General features: G+C 33.8%; 17 protein-coding genes. 11 read left to right on the top strand and 6 right to left on the bottom strand.

Annotation, left to right across the window (positions count from 1 at the left end):
* The first annotated feature begins 139 nt into the window (after window positions 1–139).
* The 8 genes from AC5ZCW_RS10090 to AC5ZCW_RS10055 all read left to right on the top strand — a co-directional run bounded on the left by AC5ZCW_RS10090 (window position 140) and on the right by AC5ZCW_RS10055 (window position 10773).
* Window positions 140–1198, top strand: a complete 1059-nt coding sequence (locus AC5ZCW_RS10090; RefSeq protein ID WP_496119517.1) for a glycoside hydrolase family 130 protein — start codon at window positions 140–142, stop codon at window positions 1196–1198.
* Window positions 1179–3449, top strand: coding sequence for a glycosyltransferase (locus AC5ZCW_RS10085; RefSeq protein WP_496119515.1), 2271 nt, complete (start codon window positions 1179–1181; stop codon window positions 3447–3449). The genes AC5ZCW_RS10090 and AC5ZCW_RS10085 overlap by 20 nt, the downstream gene beginning before the upstream one ends.
* Window positions 3450–3715: 266 nt before the next feature.
* On the top strand, window positions 3716–4474 hold the full coding sequence (locus AC5ZCW_RS10080) for an MlaE family ABC transporter permease (protein WP_496119513.1): 759 nt from the start codon (window positions 3716–3718) through the stop codon (window positions 4472–4474).
* A gap of 4 nt (window positions 4475–4478) precedes the next feature.
* Window positions 4479–5255, top strand: coding sequence for an ABC transporter ATP-binding protein (locus tag AC5ZCW_RS10075; RefSeq protein ID WP_496119732.1), 777 nt, complete (start codon window positions 4479–4481; stop codon window positions 5253–5255).
* A gap of 22 nt (window positions 5256–5277) precedes the next feature.
* Complete coding sequence (locus AC5ZCW_RS10070; RefSeq protein WP_281633098.1) at window positions 5278–6105, top strand: MlaD family protein; 828 nt, start codon at window positions 5278–5280, stop codon at window positions 6103–6105.
* Window positions 6106–6241: 136 nt separating this feature from the next.
* Entirely contained in the window at window positions 6242–9064 is a 2823-nt protein-coding gene (locus AC5ZCW_RS10065) for an AsmA family protein (RefSeq protein ID WP_496119510.1), read from the top strand.
* Window positions 9064–9567, top strand: a complete 504-nt coding sequence (locus tag AC5ZCW_RS10060; protein WP_496119509.1) for a low affinity iron permease family protein — start codon at window positions 9064–9066, stop codon at window positions 9565–9567. Before AC5ZCW_RS10065 ends, AC5ZCW_RS10060 begins: the two co-directional genes overlap by 1 nt.
* 6 nt (window positions 9568–9573) lie before the next feature.
* Window positions 9574–10773 carry an NAD(P)/FAD-dependent oxidoreductase gene (locus tag AC5ZCW_RS10055; protein ID WP_496119507.1) on the top strand — a complete coding sequence of 400 codons (1200 nt, stop codon included), beginning with the start codon at window positions 9574–9576 and terminating at the stop codon, window positions 10771–10773.
* 88 nt (window positions 10774–10861) lie between these two features.
* Here AC5ZCW_RS10055 and AC5ZCW_RS10050 read toward each other — a convergent pair whose 3' ends face one another.
* Both AC5ZCW_RS10050 and AC5ZCW_RS10045 read right to left on the bottom strand, forming a co-directional pair.
* Window positions 10862–11812: a bifunctional helix-turn-helix transcriptional regulator/GNAT family N-acetyltransferase gene (locus tag AC5ZCW_RS10050; RefSeq protein ID WP_496119505.1), complete on the bottom strand. Its 951-nt coding sequence runs from the start codon at window positions 11810–11812 to the stop codon at window positions 10862–10864.
* Window positions 11813–12048: 236 nt separating this feature from the next.
* Entirely contained in the window at window positions 12049–13074 is a 1026-nt protein-coding gene (locus tag AC5ZCW_RS10045; RefSeq protein ID WP_496119503.1) for a helix-turn-helix domain-containing protein, read from the bottom strand.
* 171 nt (window positions 13075–13245) lie between these two features.
* Here AC5ZCW_RS10045 and AC5ZCW_RS10040 point away from each other — a divergent pair, with 171 nt between their 5' ends.
* Together AC5ZCW_RS10040 and AC5ZCW_RS10035 are read left to right on the top strand one after the other, a co-directional pair.
* Window positions 13246–13731 (top strand): DNA-deoxyinosine glycosylase, encoded by a 486-nt coding sequence (locus AC5ZCW_RS10040; RefSeq protein ID WP_496119501.1) that lies wholly within the window; start codon window positions 13246–13248, stop codon window positions 13729–13731.
* 300 nt (window positions 13732–14031) lie between these two features.
* Window positions 14032–14466 (top strand): DUF6526 family protein, encoded by a 435-nt coding sequence (locus tag AC5ZCW_RS10035; protein WP_343543660.1) that lies wholly within the window; start codon window positions 14032–14034, stop codon window positions 14464–14466.
* A 73-nt stretch (window positions 14467–14539) separates the two neighbouring features.
* On the opposite strand, the gene AC5ZCW_RS10030 is transcribed toward AC5ZCW_RS10035, so the two are convergent.
* The 3 genes from AC5ZCW_RS10030 to AC5ZCW_RS10020 all read right to left on the bottom strand — a co-directional run bounded on the left by AC5ZCW_RS10030 (window position 14540) and on the right by AC5ZCW_RS10020 (window position 17835).
* On the bottom strand, window positions 14540–15502 hold the full coding sequence (locus tag AC5ZCW_RS10030) for a hypothetical protein (RefSeq protein ID WP_496119499.1): 963 nt from the start codon (window positions 15500–15502) through the stop codon (window positions 14540–14542).
* 374 nt (window positions 15503–15876) lie between these two features.
* Window positions 15877–17298 carry an MATE family efflux transporter gene (locus AC5ZCW_RS10025; RefSeq protein WP_343543656.1) on the bottom strand — a complete coding sequence of 474 codons (1422 nt, stop codon included), beginning with the start codon at window positions 17296–17298 and terminating at the stop codon, window positions 15877–15879.
* A gap of 60 nt (window positions 17299–17358) precedes the next feature.
* On the bottom strand, window positions 17359–17835 hold the full coding sequence (locus AC5ZCW_RS10020) for a MarR family winged helix-turn-helix transcriptional regulator (protein WP_496119497.1): 477 nt from the start codon (window positions 17833–17835) through the stop codon (window positions 17359–17361).
* A 176-nt stretch (window positions 17836–18011) separates the two neighbouring features.
* On the opposite strand from AC5ZCW_RS10020, the gene AC5ZCW_RS10015 reads away from it, so the two are divergent.
* Window positions 18012–18926 carry a hypothetical protein gene (locus AC5ZCW_RS10015; RefSeq protein WP_496119495.1) on the top strand — a complete coding sequence of 305 codons (915 nt, stop codon included), beginning with the start codon at window positions 18012–18014 and terminating at the stop codon, window positions 18924–18926.
* Between the two features lie 320 nt (window positions 18927–19246).
* On the opposite strand, the gene AC5ZCW_RS10010 is transcribed toward AC5ZCW_RS10015, so the two are convergent.
* Window positions 19247–21265 carry a glycoside hydrolase family 97 protein gene (locus AC5ZCW_RS10010; RefSeq protein WP_281633109.1) on the bottom strand — a complete coding sequence of 673 codons (2019 nt, stop codon included), beginning with the start codon at window positions 21263–21265 and terminating at the stop codon, window positions 19247–19249.

Here is a 21265-nt window from a genome sequence, read left to right as displayed (position 1 = left end):
ACAGACTACACGCCTCTTTCACTATTATTTAAGAGCCTTACAGAATTACCATGTTTATGCTTTTGAGTTAATTTTTTAATGGATTGCATTAATCGTCGCTTCTATCTCAAAGTAATTTTAAATAAAATTTATACGCATAATGGAAGAAGCTAAGAAACATGGCGTCATTTTAGAAAAAACAGATCGAACTTTTGAGGAATTAGGCGTTTTAAATCCAGCGATTTATCAAGACGGAAATAATGTCCACATGTTTTACAGAGCGACCAAAAAAGGAAACTTCTCTACTATTGGTTATTGTCGTTTTGAAGGACCGACAACTTTGGTAGAAAGACGTTCAAATCCGATTTTTCTTCCAGAATATATTTATGAAATTCATGGAGTCGAAGATCCCAGAATTACTAAAATAGACGATCTGTATTATATGACTTATGTTACTTATGATGGCCTAAATGCCTGCGGTGCTTTGGCTGTTTCTAAGGATTTGGTAAAGTTCAAAAAGAAAGGAATTATTACCCCGAGGTTTATTCTAAACGAATTCACCAATCTTATTAGAAAGCATTTACAAAACCCCAGCATTGCAAGAATATTGGCGTTTAATACAGAAAGAAATTATCCGCTAACGGAAACAATGAAAGAGCATTTGTATGTATGGGATAAAAATGTAGTTCTTTTTCCGAAGAAAATAAATGGGAAATTTGTTGCGCTGCACCGTTTGTTTCCCTCTATTCAGATAGTTTCTTTTGAAAAGAAATCAGAATTAACAGAAGAGTTTTGGAAAGAGTATTTAAAGAATCTTCCAGATCATATTGTAATGGAACCAAAATATGATCATGAAACTAGTCATATTGGTCCAGGGGCTCCTCCGATCGAAACGGCAGACGGATGGCTTTTAATTTATCATGCTGCCGAAAAAAGAGTAAAAGGTTTGGTTTATCACGCTGCCGCTGTTTTGCTGGATTTAGAAGACCCAAAAAAAGTAATTGGAAGATTGCCAAAACCCATTATTACTCCATCCGAATATTATGAAAGACATGGTTATGTCAATTACGTAGTTTTCCCAACAGGAACTGCCATTTTTGACGGCCAACTATATATTTATTATGGCGCTGCCGATGACAAGATTGCGGTGGCATCTTTGAACCTGAGCGAGTTATTAACCGAGCTAAAAAAGAATCCTCATGAAGACAATATCAAATAAATCAAAAATCGTTTTTTTATCAACTTTTCCGCCAACGCAATGCGGCATAGCAACTTATACGCAAGATACCATCAAAGGAATTACAGATGTTTATGGTAAATCTATAAAATGTGAAATATGCGAATTGGTTACAGAACCTATTGAAGAACCAACGCAAGCTTTTACCTTAAACACAAAAAATAGAGCAGAATATGCTAAAGTAGCAGAAGAAATCAATAACGATGAAACTGTGAAATTAGTTCATATTCAGCATGAATTTGGTTTGTTTTCAGGAAATTATGGAGATCATCTTTTAGATTTTTTAAATGTTATTAAAGCCCCTGTCACTTTTACTTTTCACAGCGTAATTCCAAATCCGAATGACGAATTGAGAACTTTTGTGAGACTGCTGTTAAGCTACAGCAATTCGGTTTTTGTAATGACTAATAAATCCAAAGAAATTCTAATTAACGACTACGACATCAATGAAGAAATAATTACTTGCGTGCCTCATGGAACCCACATTGTAATATATGAAACTCCAAAACAAGCAAAAGAAAAATTAAACATTGAAGATCGATTAGTGCTTTCTACTTTCGGACTTTTGGGCGAAGGTAAAAATATAGAGACAGGCTTACAGGCTCTGCCAAAAATTATCGAAAAAGCGCCAAATGCTTTATATCTAATTATTGGTAAAACGCACCCAAACTTAATCAAAGATGGTGTTGATGCTTATCGTGACAAATTACAAGGTATCGTCAAAGAATTAAACCTTGAGAACAATGTTCGCTTTATTAATCAATATTTAGATACCGATGAACTTTTAGAATATCTGAAAGCGACAGATATTTACATGTTTACTTCAAAAGATCCCAATCAGGCAGTGAGTGGCACTTTTGCTTATGCTATGAGTTGTGCGTGCCCAATTGTGGCTTCTAAAATTCCGCATACCAGAGAAGTATTAACTTCAGATTCTGGAATTTTGTGTGATATTGGAAATTCTGATCAATTTGCGGAAGCAGCCATTAAATTAATCGAAGATGAAAATTTAAGACATGAAATGGGAATTAGTTCTTTTACAAAAATGAGAGCTTCTTCATGGGAAAATGTTGGAATTACTCAAATGAATACCTATCAGAAACTGATTAAAAATCCATCCGAAATTAAATACAGCTATCCTCCTATCCAATTAAAACACATCAAAAAACTAACTACCGAATTAGGAATTATTCAGTTCAGTAAAATTTCTATTCCAGATTTAGATTCAGGATATACTTTAGATGATAATGCAAGAGCTTTAATTGCATTTTGCATGCATTATAAACTGACTCAGGACAAAGATGATCTAGCTTATATTTTAATCTATTTAGATTTTATTCAGCGCTGCCAGAAACCAAAAGGAGATTTTATCAATTATGTCGATCAGGAAAACCGCGAACATATTGAGCAAAATGCCGAAGTAAATTTAGAAGATTCTAATGCTAGAGCTATTTGGGCGTTAGGAACTGTAGTTTCAATGTCTGACATTCTGCCTGAAGCGATTACCAAAAAAGCCACAAGATGTTTATTGAATTCCCTAAAATGGGCCGAAAATATTCAGTCGCCACGTTCAATTGGTTTTGCTACAAAAGGTTTGTATCTATACCATTCAACCATTCCGAATTTGTATGTTGCCGCGATTATTAATAAACTAAATGCAAAATTACTGGCCAACTACGAAGATACGGCAACAGAAGACTGGCAATGGTTTGAAAATTATCTGACTTACGGAAATAGCATTCTGCCAGAATCTATGCTTTATGCTTATTTAATTACCAATAAACCTGTTTACAAAAAAGTAGCATTAGATTCACTAGATTTCCTAATTTCTAAAACTTTCAAAGAAGGAACTTTCAAAGCCATTTCGAACCAAAGTTGGCATCATAAAGGCTCGGAGCCACATGAATACGGCGAACAGCCAATAGATGTTACCTATACAATTCAGAGTTTAAATGCGTTTTACAATGCATTCAAAACTCCAGAATACAAAAAGAAAATGAGAGCTGCTTTTAACTGGTTTTTAGGTAAAAATCATTTGAACCAAATTATGTATAATCCAATAAGTGGCGGTGGTTACGACGGACTTGAGAAACATAATGTAAACTTAAATCAAGGTGCAGAATCTACCGTTTGTTATTTGACTGCAAGATTATTAATGGAAAAACTAGCCCTGTCACAATCACGCGTTATTCCGTTAATGAAATCACGAAGCGGTATCGCCATAAATTTATAAGAAAAGTTATTGAAGCTAACCAAATACTTCACTTTTTTAAACCCTGAAAATCCCTTTCTTAATGAAAGGGATTTTTTGTTTGCGGTCACTAACGTCAAACTGTTTTAATTATTGTGAGTTTATGAAAATTATATAAGGCTCATAAAAAGTTGTGTAATATATTTTAACAAGTATTGAGCTAACTTTCCTATATCATTTAATGATTTGAAAAAACTGTTAAATAATTGATTTTCAATTCACATCATTCACCTTAAAACCAGAACATTTTGATCCTTGCTATTAAAAATACATTCGCCGAAATTGGAGAAACCACACTATTCGCCAAAAGGTTTTTTAAGGAGGTTTTTGTTCCGCCTTACGAAACTCGAGAGTTCCTAAAACAATGTTATGTTATAGGATATAAATCTCTGCCTTTGGTTGCTATTACCGGTTTTATTATGGGCTTGGTGCTTACGCTTCAATCTCGTCCGACTTTAGTAAAATTTGGAGCAGAATCGTGGCTTCCGGGAATGGTGGCGCTTTCGCTGATTAGAGAAATTGCTCCTGTAATCACTGCATTGATTTGTGCAGGAAAAATTTCTTCAGGAATTGGTGCCGAATTAGGATCAATGAAAGTAACCGAACAGATTGATGCCATGGAAGTTTCAGCTATAAATCCGTATAACTACTTGGTTGTAACTAGAGTTCTAGCCTGCACTCTGATGGTTCCGATTCTAGTATTTTTTGCAGATGCTATCGGAATTATTGGCGGCTACGTTGGCATAAACATTCATGGAGATGTCAATTTTTACAGGTTTTTAACTCAAATTGTTCAATCCTTAGAATATTTAGACCTTCTGCCAGCCACTCTTAAAACTTTCTTCTTTGGATTTTTTATCGGGATTATTGGCTGTTTTAAAGGTTTTAATGCTTCTAACGGAACAGAAAGTGTAGGACGAGCAGCAAATTCTGCAGTAGTTACAGCATCATTAAGCATTTTTATAATTGATATGGTCGCTGTTCAAATAACCGATTTATTCTTTTAAAATGATGAAGGAAAAATTACATAAAGAACCTAAAACAAAAGAAAAAGATCTAACTCCGATTATTGAGATTAAAAATCTGCACAAAACTTTTGGAAAAGATAATGCCGTTTTAAAAGGTGTAAATCTCACTTTGAATAAAGGTGAAGATCTAGTGGTTTTAGGGCGTTCAGGCTCTGGAAAATCGGTCACGATAAAATGTATCGTTGGATTGATTGAACCAGACAAAGGCGAAATCAAAGTTTTTAATGAAAACGTTCTTAATATTTCAAAAAGCGAGCTGAATGAAATTAGAGTCCGAATCGGATTTTTGTTCCAAAGTGGAGCACTTTACGATTCGATGTCCGTTAGAGAAAATCTCGCTTTTACCTTGACCAAACACAAACGCGATTTAAGCCGTGAAGAAGTTGATAACGAAGTAATGGAAGCATTAGAAAATGTTGGTTTGGCAGATGCTGTAGACAAAATGCCTTCCGAGCTTTCGGGCGGAATGAAAAAAAGGATTGGTCTGGCGCGCACGCTAATCTTAAAACCTGAAATTATTCTCTATGACGAACCCACAACTGGTTTGGACACGATAACATCAAGAGAAATCAGCGAATTGATTTTGGACATTAAACACAAACAAAAAACCTCTTCGATTATTATCACGCACGATATGGCCTGCGCAAAAATGACGGCCGATCGAATTGTAGTTTTGAAAGATGGTGTAATTCACGCCGAAGGCACATACGAAGAATTAGAAAAAGACGAAGACGAATGGGTTCGCTCATTTTTTGAATAAAGCAAAATAAATAATAGAAATCATGGAAAAGCAATCTGGATATACTTGGAAATTGGGAATGTTTGTAACGATAGGGTTACTGCTTTTTATACTGGCGGTATATTTTATCGGAAAACAACAAAACCTCTTTGGTTCAACGTTTCATATTACTTCTCAGTTTAAAACAGTAAGCGGTTTAGAAGTCGGAAATAATGTTCGTTTCTCTGGAATTAATGTGGGAACAGTCGAACAAATTCAGCTAAAAAATGACTCAACCGTCGTGGTAGTTTTGGTAATGAAAGAAGAAGTTCGAAAATTCATTAAAACCGATGCAACAGCTAGTATTGGTTCAGATGGTTTAATGGGAGATAAAGTGCTGACCATTTCGCCAGGCGTCAAGTCTAAAAAAGAGATCGAAGACAACGGACAGATTGCTTCTGTTGACGGAATTGAAATGCATGATATCATGAAAAGCGTGAAAAAAAGCGTTGATAATATTGGTGTGATTTCAGACGAAATAGCCATTTTCAGCCACAGCATGAACAACGGAAACGGTGCTTTAGCAAGATTGGTTAAAGATGATAAAATGGCAAATAGCGTTTCCAATACGCTTTCTAATCTAGAAACAGGAACAAAAGGTTTCAGTGAAAATATGGAAGCCGCAAAAAGCAATTTCTTATTTAGAGGCTACTTCAAGAAAAAAGAAAAGGAGAAAAAGGAAAAGCAAGAGGAAAGAAAAGAGAAACAAGAAGAAGCTAAAAAAGAGAAGGAAGAGAAGAAAGAAGCAAAAAAAGAGAAGCAAGACGAGCAAAAGAAAGAGGAACAGCAAAAACAGGAAGAAGCTAAAAAAGCTGAAACTGAGAAAAAGTAAATAGGTGTTAAATCTCAAATTTCAAATTCCAATTTTCATTTGATGTTCTCCTGAGCGAAGTCAAAAAACAAGCATTAGAAAAATCCAAATCCAGCATATCACAATTCACAACTCACAATTCACAATTAAAAAGTATATGCCTAGTACATTTAAACATACCGCCTTAAAAGTTTTAAAAATTACTGGAATTACGATTGCGGTGATTTTGTTTTTGCTGTTTATTATTCCGTTGCTATTTCCTGGAAAAATTGCTTCGGAAGTGAAGAAAATTGCCAATGAGCGTCTGGATACCAAATTGGAATTTACTAAATCTAAACTTTCATTTTTCACGCATTTTCCTTCATTGACCGTTTCGTTAGACGATTTGTCTTTAACGGGATCTAAACCATTCAGCAATGATACTTTATTAAAAGCCGATCAAGTTGCTTTTGGAATTGATATTAAAAGGCTGCTTTTTGACAATGAAGTTAAAATCAATAAACTATATGTTTCAGATGCTTTAATCAATGTAATGGTCAATGAAAAAGGTCAGGCGAATTATAATATTTACGTAGCACCCGAAGATCGAAACAAAAAAGAAGATCCGAACGCTCCAGAAGAAGGAACTGCAATCAGACTAGAACGTATAGATTTACAAAATTGTCATGTAAAATATAATGATCGTTCTGCAAAGATTCTGGTCGATGCAAAGGGCTTTAATTATATTGGAAAAGGAAATTTGAGCGATGATATTTTTGATCTTGCAACCGATGCTAAAATTGATAATCTTGATTTCTATTATGACCGAACTGGTTATTTAAGACGAAAAAAAGTAAGTGCCGATTTAATTACCCGCATCAATACGCATGCGCTTACTTTTATTCTGCAGAAAAACGAACTTCATATTAATAAACTGCCTTTAAAATTCACTGGCCTTTTTACCATTTTACGTGAAGGCTACAAAATCAATATTAAAGCAGCTTCAGAAAATACAACTGTAAAAGATTTACTTTCTGTAATGCCTCCCGAATATCTAACCTGGCTTGAGAAAACTGAAATTTCTGGAAGAAGCGATTTACTGCTTACTTTCAAAGGAGATTATAATGTTTCTAAAAAGCAAAAACCAAACTTGGCTTTCAATTTAAAAATTAATGAAGGTTCGGTAAATTATAAAAATGCGCCAGTTCCTTTAACCGATTTTCAAATGGATTTGAATGCGATGCTTCCGTCTCTCGACACCGAACAATTGCTGGTTAATTTGAGAACTTTGAAATTTAAAGTAGGCGACAAAGATTATTTTAATGCTTATCTGCACAGCAAAGGTTTAAGCGAAATGTCGATTAATGCAAGTGTAAAAGGTGCATTGGATCTTGCTGTTGTTGACGCCGCATTAGGGTTGGAAAATATTGATTTGAAAGGAATTCTAAAAACCGATATTCAGGCTCGAGGAGTTTTTAGCACTTCTAAAAAATTATTTCCTAAAACGATTGGCGGTATTTCTTTAAGAAACGGATGGCTGAAAACGAAATATTACCCAAATCCTATTACCAATATCACTTTTATAGCCAATATGCTAAATAAAGCAGGAACTTATCAGGATTTGATTGTTGCTGTAGCACCTGCTTCTTTCACTTTTGAAGGAAATCCAGTGTATGTCAATGCGACTTTATCCGATTTTAGCGATCTGGCTTATAACGCCAAAATTAAAGGCGAATTGAATGTTGGCCGAATCTATCAGGTTTTTTCTCAAAAAGGCTTGGATTTAACAGGTTATGCCAAAGCTGATCTTTCTTTAAAAGGAAAACAAAGTTACGCCACGACTGGCCAGTATGATAAACTTGATAACAAAGGGACTTTATTGCTAAAAAACATAAAAGCAACTTCCGAATTGTTCCCGAAAGCTTTCTTTATCAAAGAAGGACATTTCCGTTTTCAGAATGAAAAAATGTGGTTTGAAAAGTTTAATGCTTCCTACGGAAAATCAGATTTTGACATTAACGGTTATTTGCTCAATACCATCAATTATTTCTTAGAATCTAAAGGAACTTTGAGTGGTAATTTCAACCTAAAATCAAAACTGATTAATGTTGACGAATTTATGGCACTTAAAGAAGGTGAAAACAACGATCGAAATATTGAAGTAGAATATGCCAAAGAAGACCATCCGAAAATGAGTGGCGTTGTCATAATTCCAGAAAACTTAAATGTCACTTTAAATGCAAATGCAGACAAAATAGAGTACAATAAATTGATTTTTAACAAACTTAATGGAAAAATCGGAATAAAAAAAGAAGGATTTTACTTAGAAAATATTACCTTTAATATCATTGGGTGCGTTTTAGGCATTGATGCATTGTACAAAGATGAGTCTCCTACGGCTGCTCATTTTGATGCTCATTTTACAGCAAAAGACTTTGATGTTCAGAGAGCTTACAAAGAGATTCCAATGTTTCATGATATGGTTACTGCAGCCGAAAAAGCGCATGGAGTAATCTCTGTTGATTACAAAGTAAAAGGCGATTTAAACGGAAATATGGGACCAATTTATGAATCTATGCAAGGTGGTGGAACTATTAATTTACGTGATGTTAAAATTAAAGGACTGAAACTTTTTGACGGAATCAGTTCTAAAACGGGACAAAGCGGTTTAAATAATCCTGATATGAAAGGAATTGAAATTAAATCGACTATTGATAAAAATCTTATACATATTGAGCCATTTACCTTTAATGTCGCCAGTTTCAGACCGACTATTAAAGGAACTACAAGCTTTGACGGACTTCTGGATCTAAGAATGCGTTTAGGTCTTCCGCTTTTCGGAATTATAGGTTTTCCAATTGTAATTACTGGAACGCATGAAGCTCCAAAAATCAAAATATTCAGTAAAACAGGACAAGAAATTGATCCGGCTGTTTATGATGAAAAAAACAATAAAGTTATTCGAGAAGAAAAAGTAAGCAAATCCAAAACAAAAAAATAATGAATTCTAAATCTCATCATAATAGCAGCGCATTCGAAAAGTTTGCCACAAAAGTTTCCAAAGCTGCAGGAAGCACGCCCGCTTTTATTGGTGCATTTATTCTTGTGGTGCTTTGGGCTGTTTTGGGTCCTGTTTTCGATTATTCAGAAACCTGGCAGCTGGTCATTAATACAGGCACTACAATTATTACTTTTTTAATGGTGTTTTTAATTCAGAAAGCACAAAACAAAGACTCACTTGCCATCCAGTTAAAATTAAACGAACTCGTGGCTTCAAATGAATTATCCAGCAATAGTCTTGTGGATATTGAAAGCATGACCGAAGAAGAAATGATCATCATTCAGAAATACTATCATCGATTGAGTGAACTTGCCAAAAAAGACCAAAACATTAAAACCTCACATTCTATAGCTGAAGCACAAGAGCTTCATAATCGTAAAATGGAGAAAAAAATAAAACCAAATAAACCGAAAAGAACTTCCAAAAACAGCACTAAAAAATAACCAGAAATGAAACTAAGTTCTACCGAAACCTATTGGCCATTAAAAAATGCCCAGAAGCAAAGTTATCCTTCTATTAATTCTGATATCCATACCGATATTTTAATTATCGGCGGTGGCATTACAGGTGCCTTAACGGCTTATAAATTATTAAATGAAGGAAAAAAAATTGTTCTTGTAGACCGTCGGGATGTCTGCGGCGGAAGCACTTCTGGAAGTACGGCTTTACTGCAATATGAAATTGATGTTCCTTTACATCAGCTCATCAAACTTCGAGGAGCAAGATGTGCGGTAGACAGTTATCAAAATGGAAAAAAAGCAATTTTTGATCTTCGAAATATTATTGATGAAGTAGGCTGTGATTGCGGTTTTGAATTCAAAAAAAGCATCTATTTTACCACGTTAAAAAAAGATGTTCCGTATTTAAAAAACGAATTTAAAGCCAGAAAACAACATGGTTTTGAGATCAGCTGGCTCAGCCGATCAGAACTTCAAAAAATGGGACTGAATGCCATTGCGGGTATAGAATCTAAAACCGCAGCAGTTATGGATCCGTTTAAATTGGCGACCGACCTTTTGTTTCATTGTCATGAAAAAGGAATGCAGATTTTTGACCGCACTAATATTGCTTCCATACAGCATCAAAAAGGCAAAATTATTGCCACTACAGGTTCCAAACACGTCATTACAGCCGATCATATTATTCATTGCACGGGTTACGAAAGCACAGAAACTTTAAAAGAAAAAGTAGTCGATTTAAAAAGCACTTACGTTATTGCGTCTGAAAGTCAGCCTGATCTTCCTGAAAATTTTAAACACGCTATATTTTGGGATACCGCTTCTCCATATCATTACATAAGAACAACCGAAGATAATCGCATCATAATGGGTGGCGGAGATGAAGATTTTAAAGACACCAATAAACGTGATAAATTGCTGCCTAAAAAAGAGCAATATCTTTTAAAACAATTTTACAAAAGATTTCCTGATCTGGATTTTAAAATCGATTACTCCTGGGCAGGCACTTTTGGAGAAACCAAAGACGGTCTTCCCTACTTTGGCAAACCAAATCCGAGAAAAAACGAACATTATATTCTAGGTTTCGGAGGAAACGGAATCACCTTCAGTGTTCTCGGAATAAACTCAATCCTGGATTCTCTTCATAACAAAAAAAATACAGATTTGGAGTATTATAGGTTTGGGAGATAAGGTTCTGAGGTGCTAAGGCGCTAAGATTCTAAGGTCTTAGATTCTGAAAAAAAAACTTAGTCCCTTAGCACCTCAGAACCTTAGCAGCTTAGAGTACTAACTCCATCTGAATATTACATCTTTTGTACGGAGTTTCAAGACCGAAAACTTTCTCGAAACCTAATTTATAATATAAGTTTATCGCAGGTTTTAAGATGGTATTGCTTTCTAAATATATCTTCTTTGCTCCTAGTTCTTTTGCTTTTTCAGCAATTGCTTTTCCTAAAAGCCAGCCAATGCTTTTTCCTTGCGCTTTTGGCGAAACAGCCATTTTTGCCATTTCAAAATCGTATTCTGAATTATTCATTTTAATCAAAGCACAAACACCGACAGGTTCATTTTGATATAAAGCCACTAGAATTTTTCCGCCTTTTTTCAGAATATAATCTTCAGGATTATCCAACGCTTTATAATCGGCTTCTTCCATTTCAAAATATTTCGAGATCCATTCTACATTCAATTCCCTAAAAGCTTGCTGGTATTCTGCTTTATACTCTACAATTTCTACGTCTTTACTTTCTCTCTTCTTCTTTTGTTCCCGAACTCTTTTAATCAGAGATTTTTGCTCCAGTAAAAATTCCCATTCTTCTAATGCCGCCCATAGATTATGTTTGCTTTCTACAATTATTTCATCAATTGCCACATCGATATCTTCCAATTGCTGTTTGATATTTTTAGAAATCAAACTTCCTTTTTCAGTAAGAACTACATTATTCTTTCTTTTATCCTCTGTTTTTGCAGTTTCTTCAACCAATCCAGCACCAATCATTTCCTGAATAATTTTACTCACAGAAGGCTGAGAATGCCCAATTTCATTAGCGATTTCAGTAATTGTAATTTCGCGTTCCTCTGCTAATGTATAAAATACAGGAAACCATTTCGGCACAAATTCAACACCATACAATTCGTAAATTTTCGCAGCATCATCTGTAACAACAGCAGTCATTAAACGTAAACGACTTCCTAAGGCCGCTTTTCCAACTTTATTAAAAAATTCCATAACAATAATTAATTATATAACTAGTTATGCAAATGTGTAAATTTTTTAGATACTAAGAAACTAAGGTTCTAAGATTCTAAGTTTTTTTTTAAACTATAGAATCTTAGAACCTTAATGTGTATATAATGTGCTTTATAGCTAGCGACTTTATTTTTTGAGGTGCTAAGATGCTAAGGTTCTGAGGCTGTAAGTTCTCCTTAAAGCTTAGTATCTTAGAATCTTAGTACCTTCGGCGGTTACGCCGTTATAGCCAATGCATTCAAATTAAACTTATACTCTTTTGGACTGCAGTTAAATTTTTGCTTGAAAATTTTAGAGAAATAGCTTCTGCTAGTAAAACCAATGCAATACACTATTTCTGAAATATTTAAGTCTGAGGTTCTGATTAATATTTCTGCTTTTAGAACTCTCATATGTGTGATATAATCGTTTACGGTTCTATTATGAATCATTTTAAAACCTTCCTGAAGTTTATTTGGAGAAAGACCTGATTTTTTGCTTAGCGATTTTATAGAAAAAGCCTCTTCTGGATTTGATTTTATAAATTCAGAAAGTTCTTTAACCTCTTCTAGTTCTCTTAATGTCAATCCGTTTGCTTCGTTTGCAAAAGCATGCAAATCGTCAGAATGCTGCTGAATTTCCATGGCAAGGATAATTCTCATGATTCCTTCTTTCAATAAATTTCTAACAATTCCGGTTTGAGTAATCGAATTAAGCTGTTCAATTTTCTCCGCAATCTGCAAATTATAAGATCCGATATAAAAGAAATCTGCAACCTGATTATTCTCAAAAAAGGTATCTTTTACCTGTTGGTTTAAAGAATGCGTCTGACTCGCAGCATCAATCTGAGTTCCGACAATAATTAAAGTCAGTTTTGTTTTTTTTTCTTTTTCAAAGAATAAAACATTGTCCTGATTGTGTTTTGAGGTAACAATTGCAGTTTGAAAAGTTTTTAGTTTTCGCTCCTCTCCATTTAATCCAAAACTATGCGAAAGATTTCCTTTAGAACAATAAGCAAAATAAATTGGTGACGATTTTACATTAAGAATATCCAACCTGACGTCTGTAGAAAATGTCATATCAAACTGAACGTATGATATATTATCATTAAAAGAAGCACCAATAATTGCACCTTCGGCAAAACTATTTTCTACTTCAAGTGAATATTCATCTAAGTCAAAAGTCACCTTCCCGCCAAAACTAGTTTGAAGTTCGTCAAATATATTTTGAGTTTTTTCTGTATTTATAGTAACTATTTTCATGGTTCGCCGGATTTAAAATTATAATTTGCTAAATAGATTATTTCTAGAAATCTGAAATTCAAAGTTCGTTTAAAGACAGACCAAAAATGTTATATAATTTTTCGGTTTTGTTTTATAATTCCTTATTAATGTTTATTTTAACATAAACCTGAATTACATTAAAAAATAAATATGAAAAGTTTTTCGTTTGCTCCAATAAGTTCTCCAACTTCCAAAATTCTGATTTTAGGCACAATGCCAGGAACAAAATCTTTAGAATTAAGTCAATATTATGGTCATAACCAGAATAACTTTTGGAAATTTATGTTTCAAATTCTTGGAGAAGAATTTTCCAATGATTATGAAATACGAAAAAACCTGTTAATTAAAAATAATATCGCGCTTTGGGATGTCTTACAATTTTGCGATCGTGTTGGAAGCTTGGATAGCGCTATTAAAAATGAAATCGCAAATGATTTTGAAAATTTCTTAGAAACTCATCCTAAAATAGAGAACATTCTTTTTAACGGACAGAAAGCGGAGGCGTTTTTTAAAAAGTATGTTCATTTAAACAAAGAGTATAAAACATTTACACTTCCGTCTACAAGTCCAGCCAATGCTGGCAAGACTTTTCAAGACAAATTAAACGAATGGAAAGTCATTAAAACCTTATTATAGATACTGCTATTTTATAGAATAAAAAGATGAATATTGAAATCATGTAACTTTTTCCGTTTAAAGTATAACAAAATATAGCCACTCTCAATCTAATTTTACATCAAAGAAAAATAAGCCATAGTGAAGATTTGATTACCGAAATGAAAAGGCTTTCTTCTTATTAAAATTTACAAAGCAAACTGTAAAAAGTTTAGTCTATAAAGAGAACATTGGTTATGTTAGTTTATTTTTGGGAAAAAGCTACTCTATAGAAATATAGAGTAGTTTTGTTTTTATAGGCTACCATTAAAAAATAAAAACATGAAAATTCAGACATATTATAATCATATACGATTTTATACCCCGCACCATTTTATATACTATCCTGTTTTAATTTTATTCTTGATTGCAAGCATTTATTTGAGCATTACAACAGAAGATCATTTGATATGGGCATTTATAAGTGTTGCCTTTATCTTTCTTTTTGTACTGGCTTATATGCTTCGTCAGCACTATGCATTGACGCTTCAAAATAGAATTGTACGATTAGAAATGCGTTATCGTTATTTTACTTTAACTGGCAAAAGATTTGAAGAATTTGAATACAAACTTACAGACGATCAAATATTTGCTCTTAGATTTGCGCCAGATAACGAATTGATTCCGCTTGTAGAAGATGTTTTAAAAAACAGCTTAACTGGCGATGCTATCAAAAAAGCAATCGTACACTGGAAAGCAGATTACCATAGGGTCTAAAATAACAATGCTATTAAAATAAAAAACTCCATTTGAAGTTTTCAAAATGGAGCTTTCTTATTGAATATTGCTATTAAACTTTCTTTCTATTGAAAATAAGATAAAACAGAAACAAGATAATCCAAACTGAAAAAATCACAATAAAATAAATTGCACTGATATTTGGGTGCAGAAAGTTAGGATTATAAAACAGTTTGTCTAAAGTCGTGAATTTTTCGGTTAAAGCTTTTCTATCAAAATTATTTCTAATTCCGTTAAGAGGTTCATCTTGATTATTTCTGTAATAATAAACATCTTGAGTCAAAAGCTTTGGAATCACGTTTGTTTCTATATTGTATTTCTTCAAAAGCGTATCCAACTTCTGGAAAGTATACGTTAGCGAATCTTTCTTAGAATTGTACAGCAATTTATAACGATCTACAGCTGCGTGATACGTTTGTTTGTTAATAGAATCGCCTTTAATTGGATTGAATAACGATTTATTCTCTAGAAAAATACAAATGTCCTCATCATGTTCGGGATGCACCTGAATGCTTTTAAAAACAATTTCGGTGCTATCTCCCAAAACTGTTTTTGAGATTACTCTTTTGTATAATTCTTCTTTATCAAAACCAAGAATATCAAAAATGCTATCTGCTTTATTTGTTGTTTTATCAAAACTGCTTGTTAGGGCTTTTATGGTGTCAACACTATAATAACTCGTTTCTATTATCGGATATTCACCAGGCGAAATAGTATCCTCCTGCTTAATTACAGGATATGGTTTTGGATATAAAATGTTCTCATAATTAAATAATTTCTCAGAACTATAAGAAGTATATCCATACAAAAACGGATTTAAAACATTCAGCAGTTTTTTGTCATTATTAAAATCATTTTCAGACAATTCCGTTTTCAGTTTAGCATTCATTCCGAAACTATAACTTATGAAAAACGAAAAAGTCAAAAACGAAATCAGCAGCAGACAAACGGCCAATTTAAAAAGATTTCCTCCTTTATAATTTTCTCTCGAATGATTTCGAACCAGAAAAATCAAAAAGAAAAGCAGAAACAATCCGCTTACAAAAAAATGAGAAATCGAAACGTCATCATAAAACTTAAATCGGTAAAATTCTGTATAGATATTGATTTTTCCGATTCCTTTAAAAGTAAAATAACCTTATAAAAAATAAGCTAAATGAATTAAGGCTAGTACAATAAAAGATTTTATAAAATAACGTTTTAGATTTTTGGTCATTTTTAAAAGGTGCTAAGGTTTTGAGATTCTAAGTTTTTATTTACAAAGTTTGAAAGATACTGAAATTTTGTTTCTTCGATAGTAAAAAATATAAGAAAAATTCTAAAAAAAAGACGCACCATGTGCGTCTTTAAAAAAACTTAGAACCTTAGTATCTTAGCAACTCAGAACCTCTATTTAGAAATATCAAACCCTTCCTTCACTATTTCACTTTCGACCTTATCTATTAATTTATTCGTTTTTCCTGTTAATCTTTCTTTTTTCCAATCTCCTTTCACATAAAGAATTAAAGTAATTAAGGCCGTTACAACAGAAGAAATTGGGAAAGCCCACCAAATTCCAATTTTGCCTAATGAAGTATTGTGCGACAAAATAAAAGCAAGCGGAAATTGTATTACCCATTGCGAAACCAAAGTCAGAATCATAGGCAATTTGGTATTTCCAACAGCTCTAAAGACACCAGTTAAACAAAGCTGCAAACCTAGAAATCCCCAAGAAAGGCAAGTAATCCTTAGCAATTCTGTTCCACCCTCAATAACTGCTTGATCATTTGGAACAAAGAATGCAATTAAATACGGAGCAAAAATAAAAGCTATAATTCCAAGACCAGTCAATAACCCGAAACCTAAATACGCTCCTAGTTTTGAAATTTCAGCGGCACGATCAACATTTCCTGCTCCAATATTCTGTCCAACAAGAGTTGCAATTGCCATTGATAGACCCAAAGCCGGAATTAAAATCAGCTGAATCAAGTTGGAACCTGCACCATAAGAAGCGACTGTTAAAGTACCAAAACGTACAATCAAAAATGTGATCGCCATCATTCCTAAAGCACGCATTGACTGCTCGATTGAAGATGGAAATCCAATTTCAAAAGCTCTTTTTATATGTTTGTAATCTGGTTTAAAATCGGAAATGCGTAGATGAATTCCGTGTTTTCCTCTAAACAAAATTGCAAATCCGATCATAATAGCCAAAAGCTGTGTAAATAAAGTTGCCAAAGCTGCTCCTTTTACACCTAATGCCGGAATGAAATTCCATCCGTAAATAAATAACGGATCTAGCGCAAAATTCAAAATAACAGTACCGAGAACAATATAGACGGGCAACGTTACGCGACCAACTCCACGCATAATCGATTGGAAAATCATAAATCCGAAACTAAAAACCAGTCCCACAAAAGCCACTCTCATAAAACCTAAAGCATCTACATAAACTGTAGGCTCGACCTTTAATAGGTATAAAAAATACGGACTCAAAATGTAACCTATAATTGACAGAAAAACAGACACAATAATTACCATTGATAAAGTCTGAGCTGCCACGTGATTGACCATTTTCTGGTTTCCGGCTCCAAAATATTGCGCAATTAAGATAGAACCCGCAATTGCCAATCCCGTTCCTAAAGCAATGGTTAAAAATATTACAGGCGTACTGATCGAAACTGCCGCAACGGCATCTCCGCCCAAACGTCCTACCCAAAAAGCATCTACCAACTGATATGCGGCTTGTAAAAGATTAGCAATCATAATCGGGACTGCTAATTTTAATAATGAAGAAAGGATTGGCCCTTCTAACAATTCGTTTTTTTTCATTTAGTTCAAATAGTTATTTAAAAATCAGTTGACATATCAACTTTTAAAGTTCAAAAAAAATTAAAGCGTTTCTAACCTGTCTGCGTACGATCTAACTGCATCGAGCGCTTCTACTCTTTCTTTTGGAGTAAAAACAGACATCACTTCTTCTTCGGCTCTTTTCATCAAAGATCTAATGCTTTTGGCTAGAGTAATTCCTTCGTTTGTAAGACTTACAATATTTTTACGTTTGTCCATTTTGTCTTTTACAACCTCAACAAGATTCTTTTTTTCGAGTGCTGTAATGCTTCTTAAAATCGACGATTTGTCGCGCATTGTTTTGTCTGACAATTCTCTTTGCGAAAGGCTTTTATGGTGCAGAATCATCAATAATGGCAATTGTTCCAGCTGCAATGTAATTCCAGCTTCATTCATTAACGCATTTGTACGTCTGAAAATTGCTCGTTTGATACGATGAATCTGAAAGAAGAAACTATCTGATATTTCCTCTTTCCAAAAATTTGAAAAATTCTCTTTATCGGTGTGTTTAATTTCCATTCGACAAAATTACAAAAAAGAGTGACATGTCAACTATTTTTTTTAAACAATTCCTTATTTTACTGATATACAATTCTTTTCCAAAAATAATTCGAAGAAAAAAAGAAAAATGAACGATTATTTTTACTAACTTTAAATGTTAAATATTGCCTAATAAAAACTTAAAAATTACTCTGATGAAACAATTATTTATTTTTTTGGTAATGATGCTCCTTTGGATTCCGCTAAACGCTCAAACAGTTGCAGAAACCAGTAAAGACGAAGACTTAACAACAATTGTAAAAACTGAAAAAGATGATTTTCAAGATACATCTTTAGAAGATCTGCCCTGGCACAATAGAAAATTTAAAGTTTCTGCAGGTGGTTTTTTTCCTGTAAATAATACTCAAGTTCAAGTTGAAGGCAATAACGGAAATATAGGAACTGAAATTGATCTTGAAAATGATTTAGGATTTTCTAAATCGACCGTATCATTTTTAGGAACATTTGATTGGCGTATTTCTAAAAGATCACGATTAGGTTTTGAATATTTTGTACTAGATAGAACTGCAACAAAAACATTGCAAAGAGATATAAATTTCGGAGACCATACTTATCCATTGAATGGAAGTGTTCGTGGTACTTTTAATGTTCAGATTGCAAGAATTGCTTATGGTTATGCTATTTTATCCAAACCAAAATATCAAGCTGGTTTATTAATTGGTGCGCATGTTCTTTTTGCAGATTTAGGCCTAAAATTAAATGCCAATACACAAAGTTTAGAATATCATGATAAGTTTGACTTTACTGCTCCACTGCCAGATGTTGGAATTTGGGGAGAATTTGTTCTCGGAAAACGCTGGGGTTTATATGCCAACGTAAATTATCTTGCTGTAAAAATTAATGACACCGATGGCCGAATCATAAGCTATAATTTATCGGTTCTATATAATGTTGTAGACAACTTTAGTCTTACTGCAGGTTATACCGGTTTGAATTTTAGAGTAGACACGGTTCAAGAACGTTTAAACGGTTTCTTAAAATGGGGATACAACGGACCTACAATAACAGCTGTGTATACTTTTGGAAAGCATGTTAAAGTAACTAAATAAAGATTCTGAGGTGCTAAGATGCTAAGGTTCTAAGTTTTTTTAACCGCAAAGAGCGCTAAGGATTACGCAAAGTTCGCAAAGGTTTTATACAAAGCTTTGCGAACTTTGCGTTTTAAAAAAATCTGTATTAAAAAAATCTTTGCGTGCTTTGCGTAAAAACTTTGCGCTCTTTGCGGTAAAATTATACTCAAAGTATCTCCAACCTGAAACTTGAAACCTGAAACAAAAAAAAATAAACCCGATAACTCTCCAGCTATCGGGTTTATTGCCAAACTTAAACTTACTTAACTTAACTCAAAATAAAACTTAACTCAAAATATTTATTTTTCGATTGGAGAGAATTTTACTGCTGTTCCTCCGCCAGCTGCCAATTTGATATCTAAAACAGTTTTACTGTTTACTTTTTGTTTAGAGATTGTAACTGGATACGGATTGGTTTTATAATTTGCTCCAGGTCCGTCTGCATAGATTTCTGCTTCGTATTCTTTGTCTTTATCTAAAAATGACAAGGCTACTTTTAAGTCTCTTGCATTTCTATTTGTGATTGATCCTAAGTACCAATTTTTCTCATCCCAATCTTTACGGGCAATTGTAGTGTATTCTCCAATTTTAGAATCTAATACTTTAGTATCAGACCAAGTACATGGCACATCTTTTACGAATTGGAATTCTGGTTTGCCTTCATAATTTTCAGGTAAATCGGATGCCATTTGTAACGGACTGAAAATAATCACATACAATGCCAGTTGATTTGCTAACGTAGTTTGCACTTTTGCTCCAGATGGAGTTTTGTAATCAAAATTGAAGTTTCCAGGTGTGTAATCAAATGGTCCAGAAAGCATTCTTGTAAATGGCAAAGTTGTTAAATGCTCTGGTGTATTTCCTCCGTCTACCGACCATGCATTATATTCTTGTCCGCGTCCGCCTTCTTGAGACATAAAGTTTGGATATGTACGCTGTAAACCCGTTCCTTTCATTGGTTCGTGGTTATCGATCATGATATGATATTTAGCAGCAGTTTCGATCACTTTTCTGTAATGACGCGCTCCGTACTGGCTATCATGCCATTCTTTTTTATCCAAATATTTGTTTACGTAACCCGTTTTTACTGAGTTTACTCCCATTTTCTGATATAGTTTAAAAGCATCTTCCAATTGGTTTTCATAGTTTTTAGTTGCGCCAGCCGTTTCGTGATGTCCTATTAAACGAACATTTTTCACAGCTGCATATTTGGTAATTTCTTCCAAATTAAAGTCTGGGTAGGCTTTTACAAAACTAAATGCAGAACCGTCAGCAGTCCAGTCGCCGTCCCAGCCTTCATTCCATCCTTCAACTAAAACTCCGTCAAAACCATTTTTCGCAGCAAAATCAATGTATTCTTTTGTGTTTTTGGTTGTTGCGCCATGTTTCGGACCTTGTCCCCAAGTGTATTTTTCTAAATGCATTCCCCACCAGATTCCAATATATTTTGAAGGAGTAATCCAAGATAAGTCTTCAATTTTTGAAGGTTCATTTAAATTCAGCATAATAGTCGAAGTTGCTACATCTCCAGGAGTTTTACCCACAACAATAGTTCTCCAAGGCGTTTTAAATGGTGTTTCGGCATATACTTTTACACCATCTGCCCATGGCACCAAATCACTTTTGTATTGTTTGTCTGTAGTTTTTAAAAGCGTCATTGAAGCAAAATCTGTCAGGTTGGCTTCGTGAATGGCTACATACAATTTGTCTTTGGTTTCAAAAGTCGCTGGCGTATTGATTGTATCCGTTTTGCTCATTAACGTCTTACGGTATTCACTTTCGTAATAACTGTTTTCGCGATGAACTGGAATCCACCAAACTTCGTTATTATCTTTAAAAGTAAATTGTGTCACTTCATTAGAAATTTTGACTTTTCCTAGATGAGGCTGTTTTGGAAATTCATAACGAAATCCAACACCATCATCAAAAACTCTAAAAATAATATCGACTAAGCGCTCCTCGCCTTTTGCTTCTTTTAAATGAACAATCAGTTCGTTATGATGATCTCTTACTTTTTTGAATTCGCCCCAAGGCTGTTCCCAAGTTTCATCTGCCGATTTTTCTTCTGTAGAAACGACTTCAAAACCATCTGTCATTTTAGCTAAACCTTGAAATTCAAATCCCATAAGTGAAGGTTCAATCACCGATTTTCCGTTAGAAGAAAAACTATATTGTGGCTGACCTGAAGGAGTTAATTCAAAAGTTAATTCAGAGACTTTTTCTGGAGAACTGATTTTATACGTTTTTTTAGTACTGCAGGCCATAACCAGCATTGATGCTAAAGCCACAAGACAGTATCTATATTTTCTGTTTTTCAT

This window comes from Flavobacterium sp. PLA-DH12 (assembly GCF_059511845.1).
Note: the sequence above shows the minus strand (reverse complement) of the source record. Positions and strands in the feature narration are given on the sequence as shown.

Excerpts from the sequence above, each read along its gene's own strand:
- AC5ZCW_RS10090 (WP_496119517.1), top strand. The coding sequence starts at position 140 with ATGGAAGAAGCTAAGAAACATGGCGTCATTTTAGAAAAAACAGATCGA.
- AC5ZCW_RS10085 (WP_496119515.1), top strand. The coding sequence starts at position 1,179 with ATGAAGACAATATCAAATAAATCAAAAATCGTTTTTTTATCAACTTTT.
- AC5ZCW_RS10075 (WP_496119732.1), top strand. The coding sequence starts at position 4,479 with ATGAAGGAAAAATTACATAAAGAACCTAAAACAAAAGAAAAAGATCTA.
- AC5ZCW_RS10070 (WP_281633098.1), top strand. The coding sequence starts at position 5,278 with ATGGAAAAGCAATCTGGATATACTTGGAAATTGGGAATGTTTGTAACG.
- AC5ZCW_RS10065 (WP_496119510.1), top strand. The coding sequence starts at position 6,242 with ATGCCTAGTACATTTAAACATACCGCCTTAAAAGTTTTAAAAATTACT.
- AC5ZCW_RS10060 (WP_496119509.1), top strand. The coding sequence starts at position 9,064 with ATGAATTCTAAATCTCATCATAATAGCAGCGCATTCGAAAAGTTTGCC.
- AC5ZCW_RS10055 (WP_496119507.1), top strand. The coding sequence starts at position 9,574 with ATGAAACTAAGTTCTACCGAAACCTATTGGCCATTAAAAAATGCCCAG.
- AC5ZCW_RS10050 (WP_496119505.1), bottom strand. The coding sequence starts at position 11,812 with ATGGAATTTTTTAATAAAGTTGGAAAAGCGGCCTTAGGAAGTCGTTTA.
- AC5ZCW_RS10045 (WP_496119503.1), bottom strand. The coding sequence starts at position 13,074 with ATGAAAATAGTTACTATAAATACAGAAAAAACTCAAAATATATTTGAC.
- AC5ZCW_RS10040 (WP_496119501.1), top strand. The coding sequence starts at position 13,246 with ATGAAAAGTTTTTCGTTTGCTCCAATAAGTTCTCCAACTTCCAAAATT.
- AC5ZCW_RS10035 (WP_343543660.1), top strand. The coding sequence starts at position 14,032 with ATGAAAATTCAGACATATTATAATCATATACGATTTTATACCCCGCAC.
- AC5ZCW_RS10025 (WP_343543656.1), bottom strand. The coding sequence starts at position 17,298 with ATGAAAAAAAACGAATTGTTAGAAGGGCCAATCCTTTCTTCATTATTA.
- AC5ZCW_RS10020 (WP_496119497.1), bottom strand. The coding sequence starts at position 17,835 with ATGGAAATTAAACACACCGATAAAGAGAATTTTTCAAATTTTTGGAAA.
- AC5ZCW_RS10015 (WP_496119495.1), top strand. The coding sequence starts at position 18,012 with ATGAAACAATTATTTATTTTTTTGGTAATGATGCTCCTTTGGATTCCG.
- AC5ZCW_RS10010 (WP_281633109.1), bottom strand. The coding sequence starts at position 21,265 with ATGAAAAACAGAAAATATAGATACTGTCTTGTGGCTTTAGCATCAATG.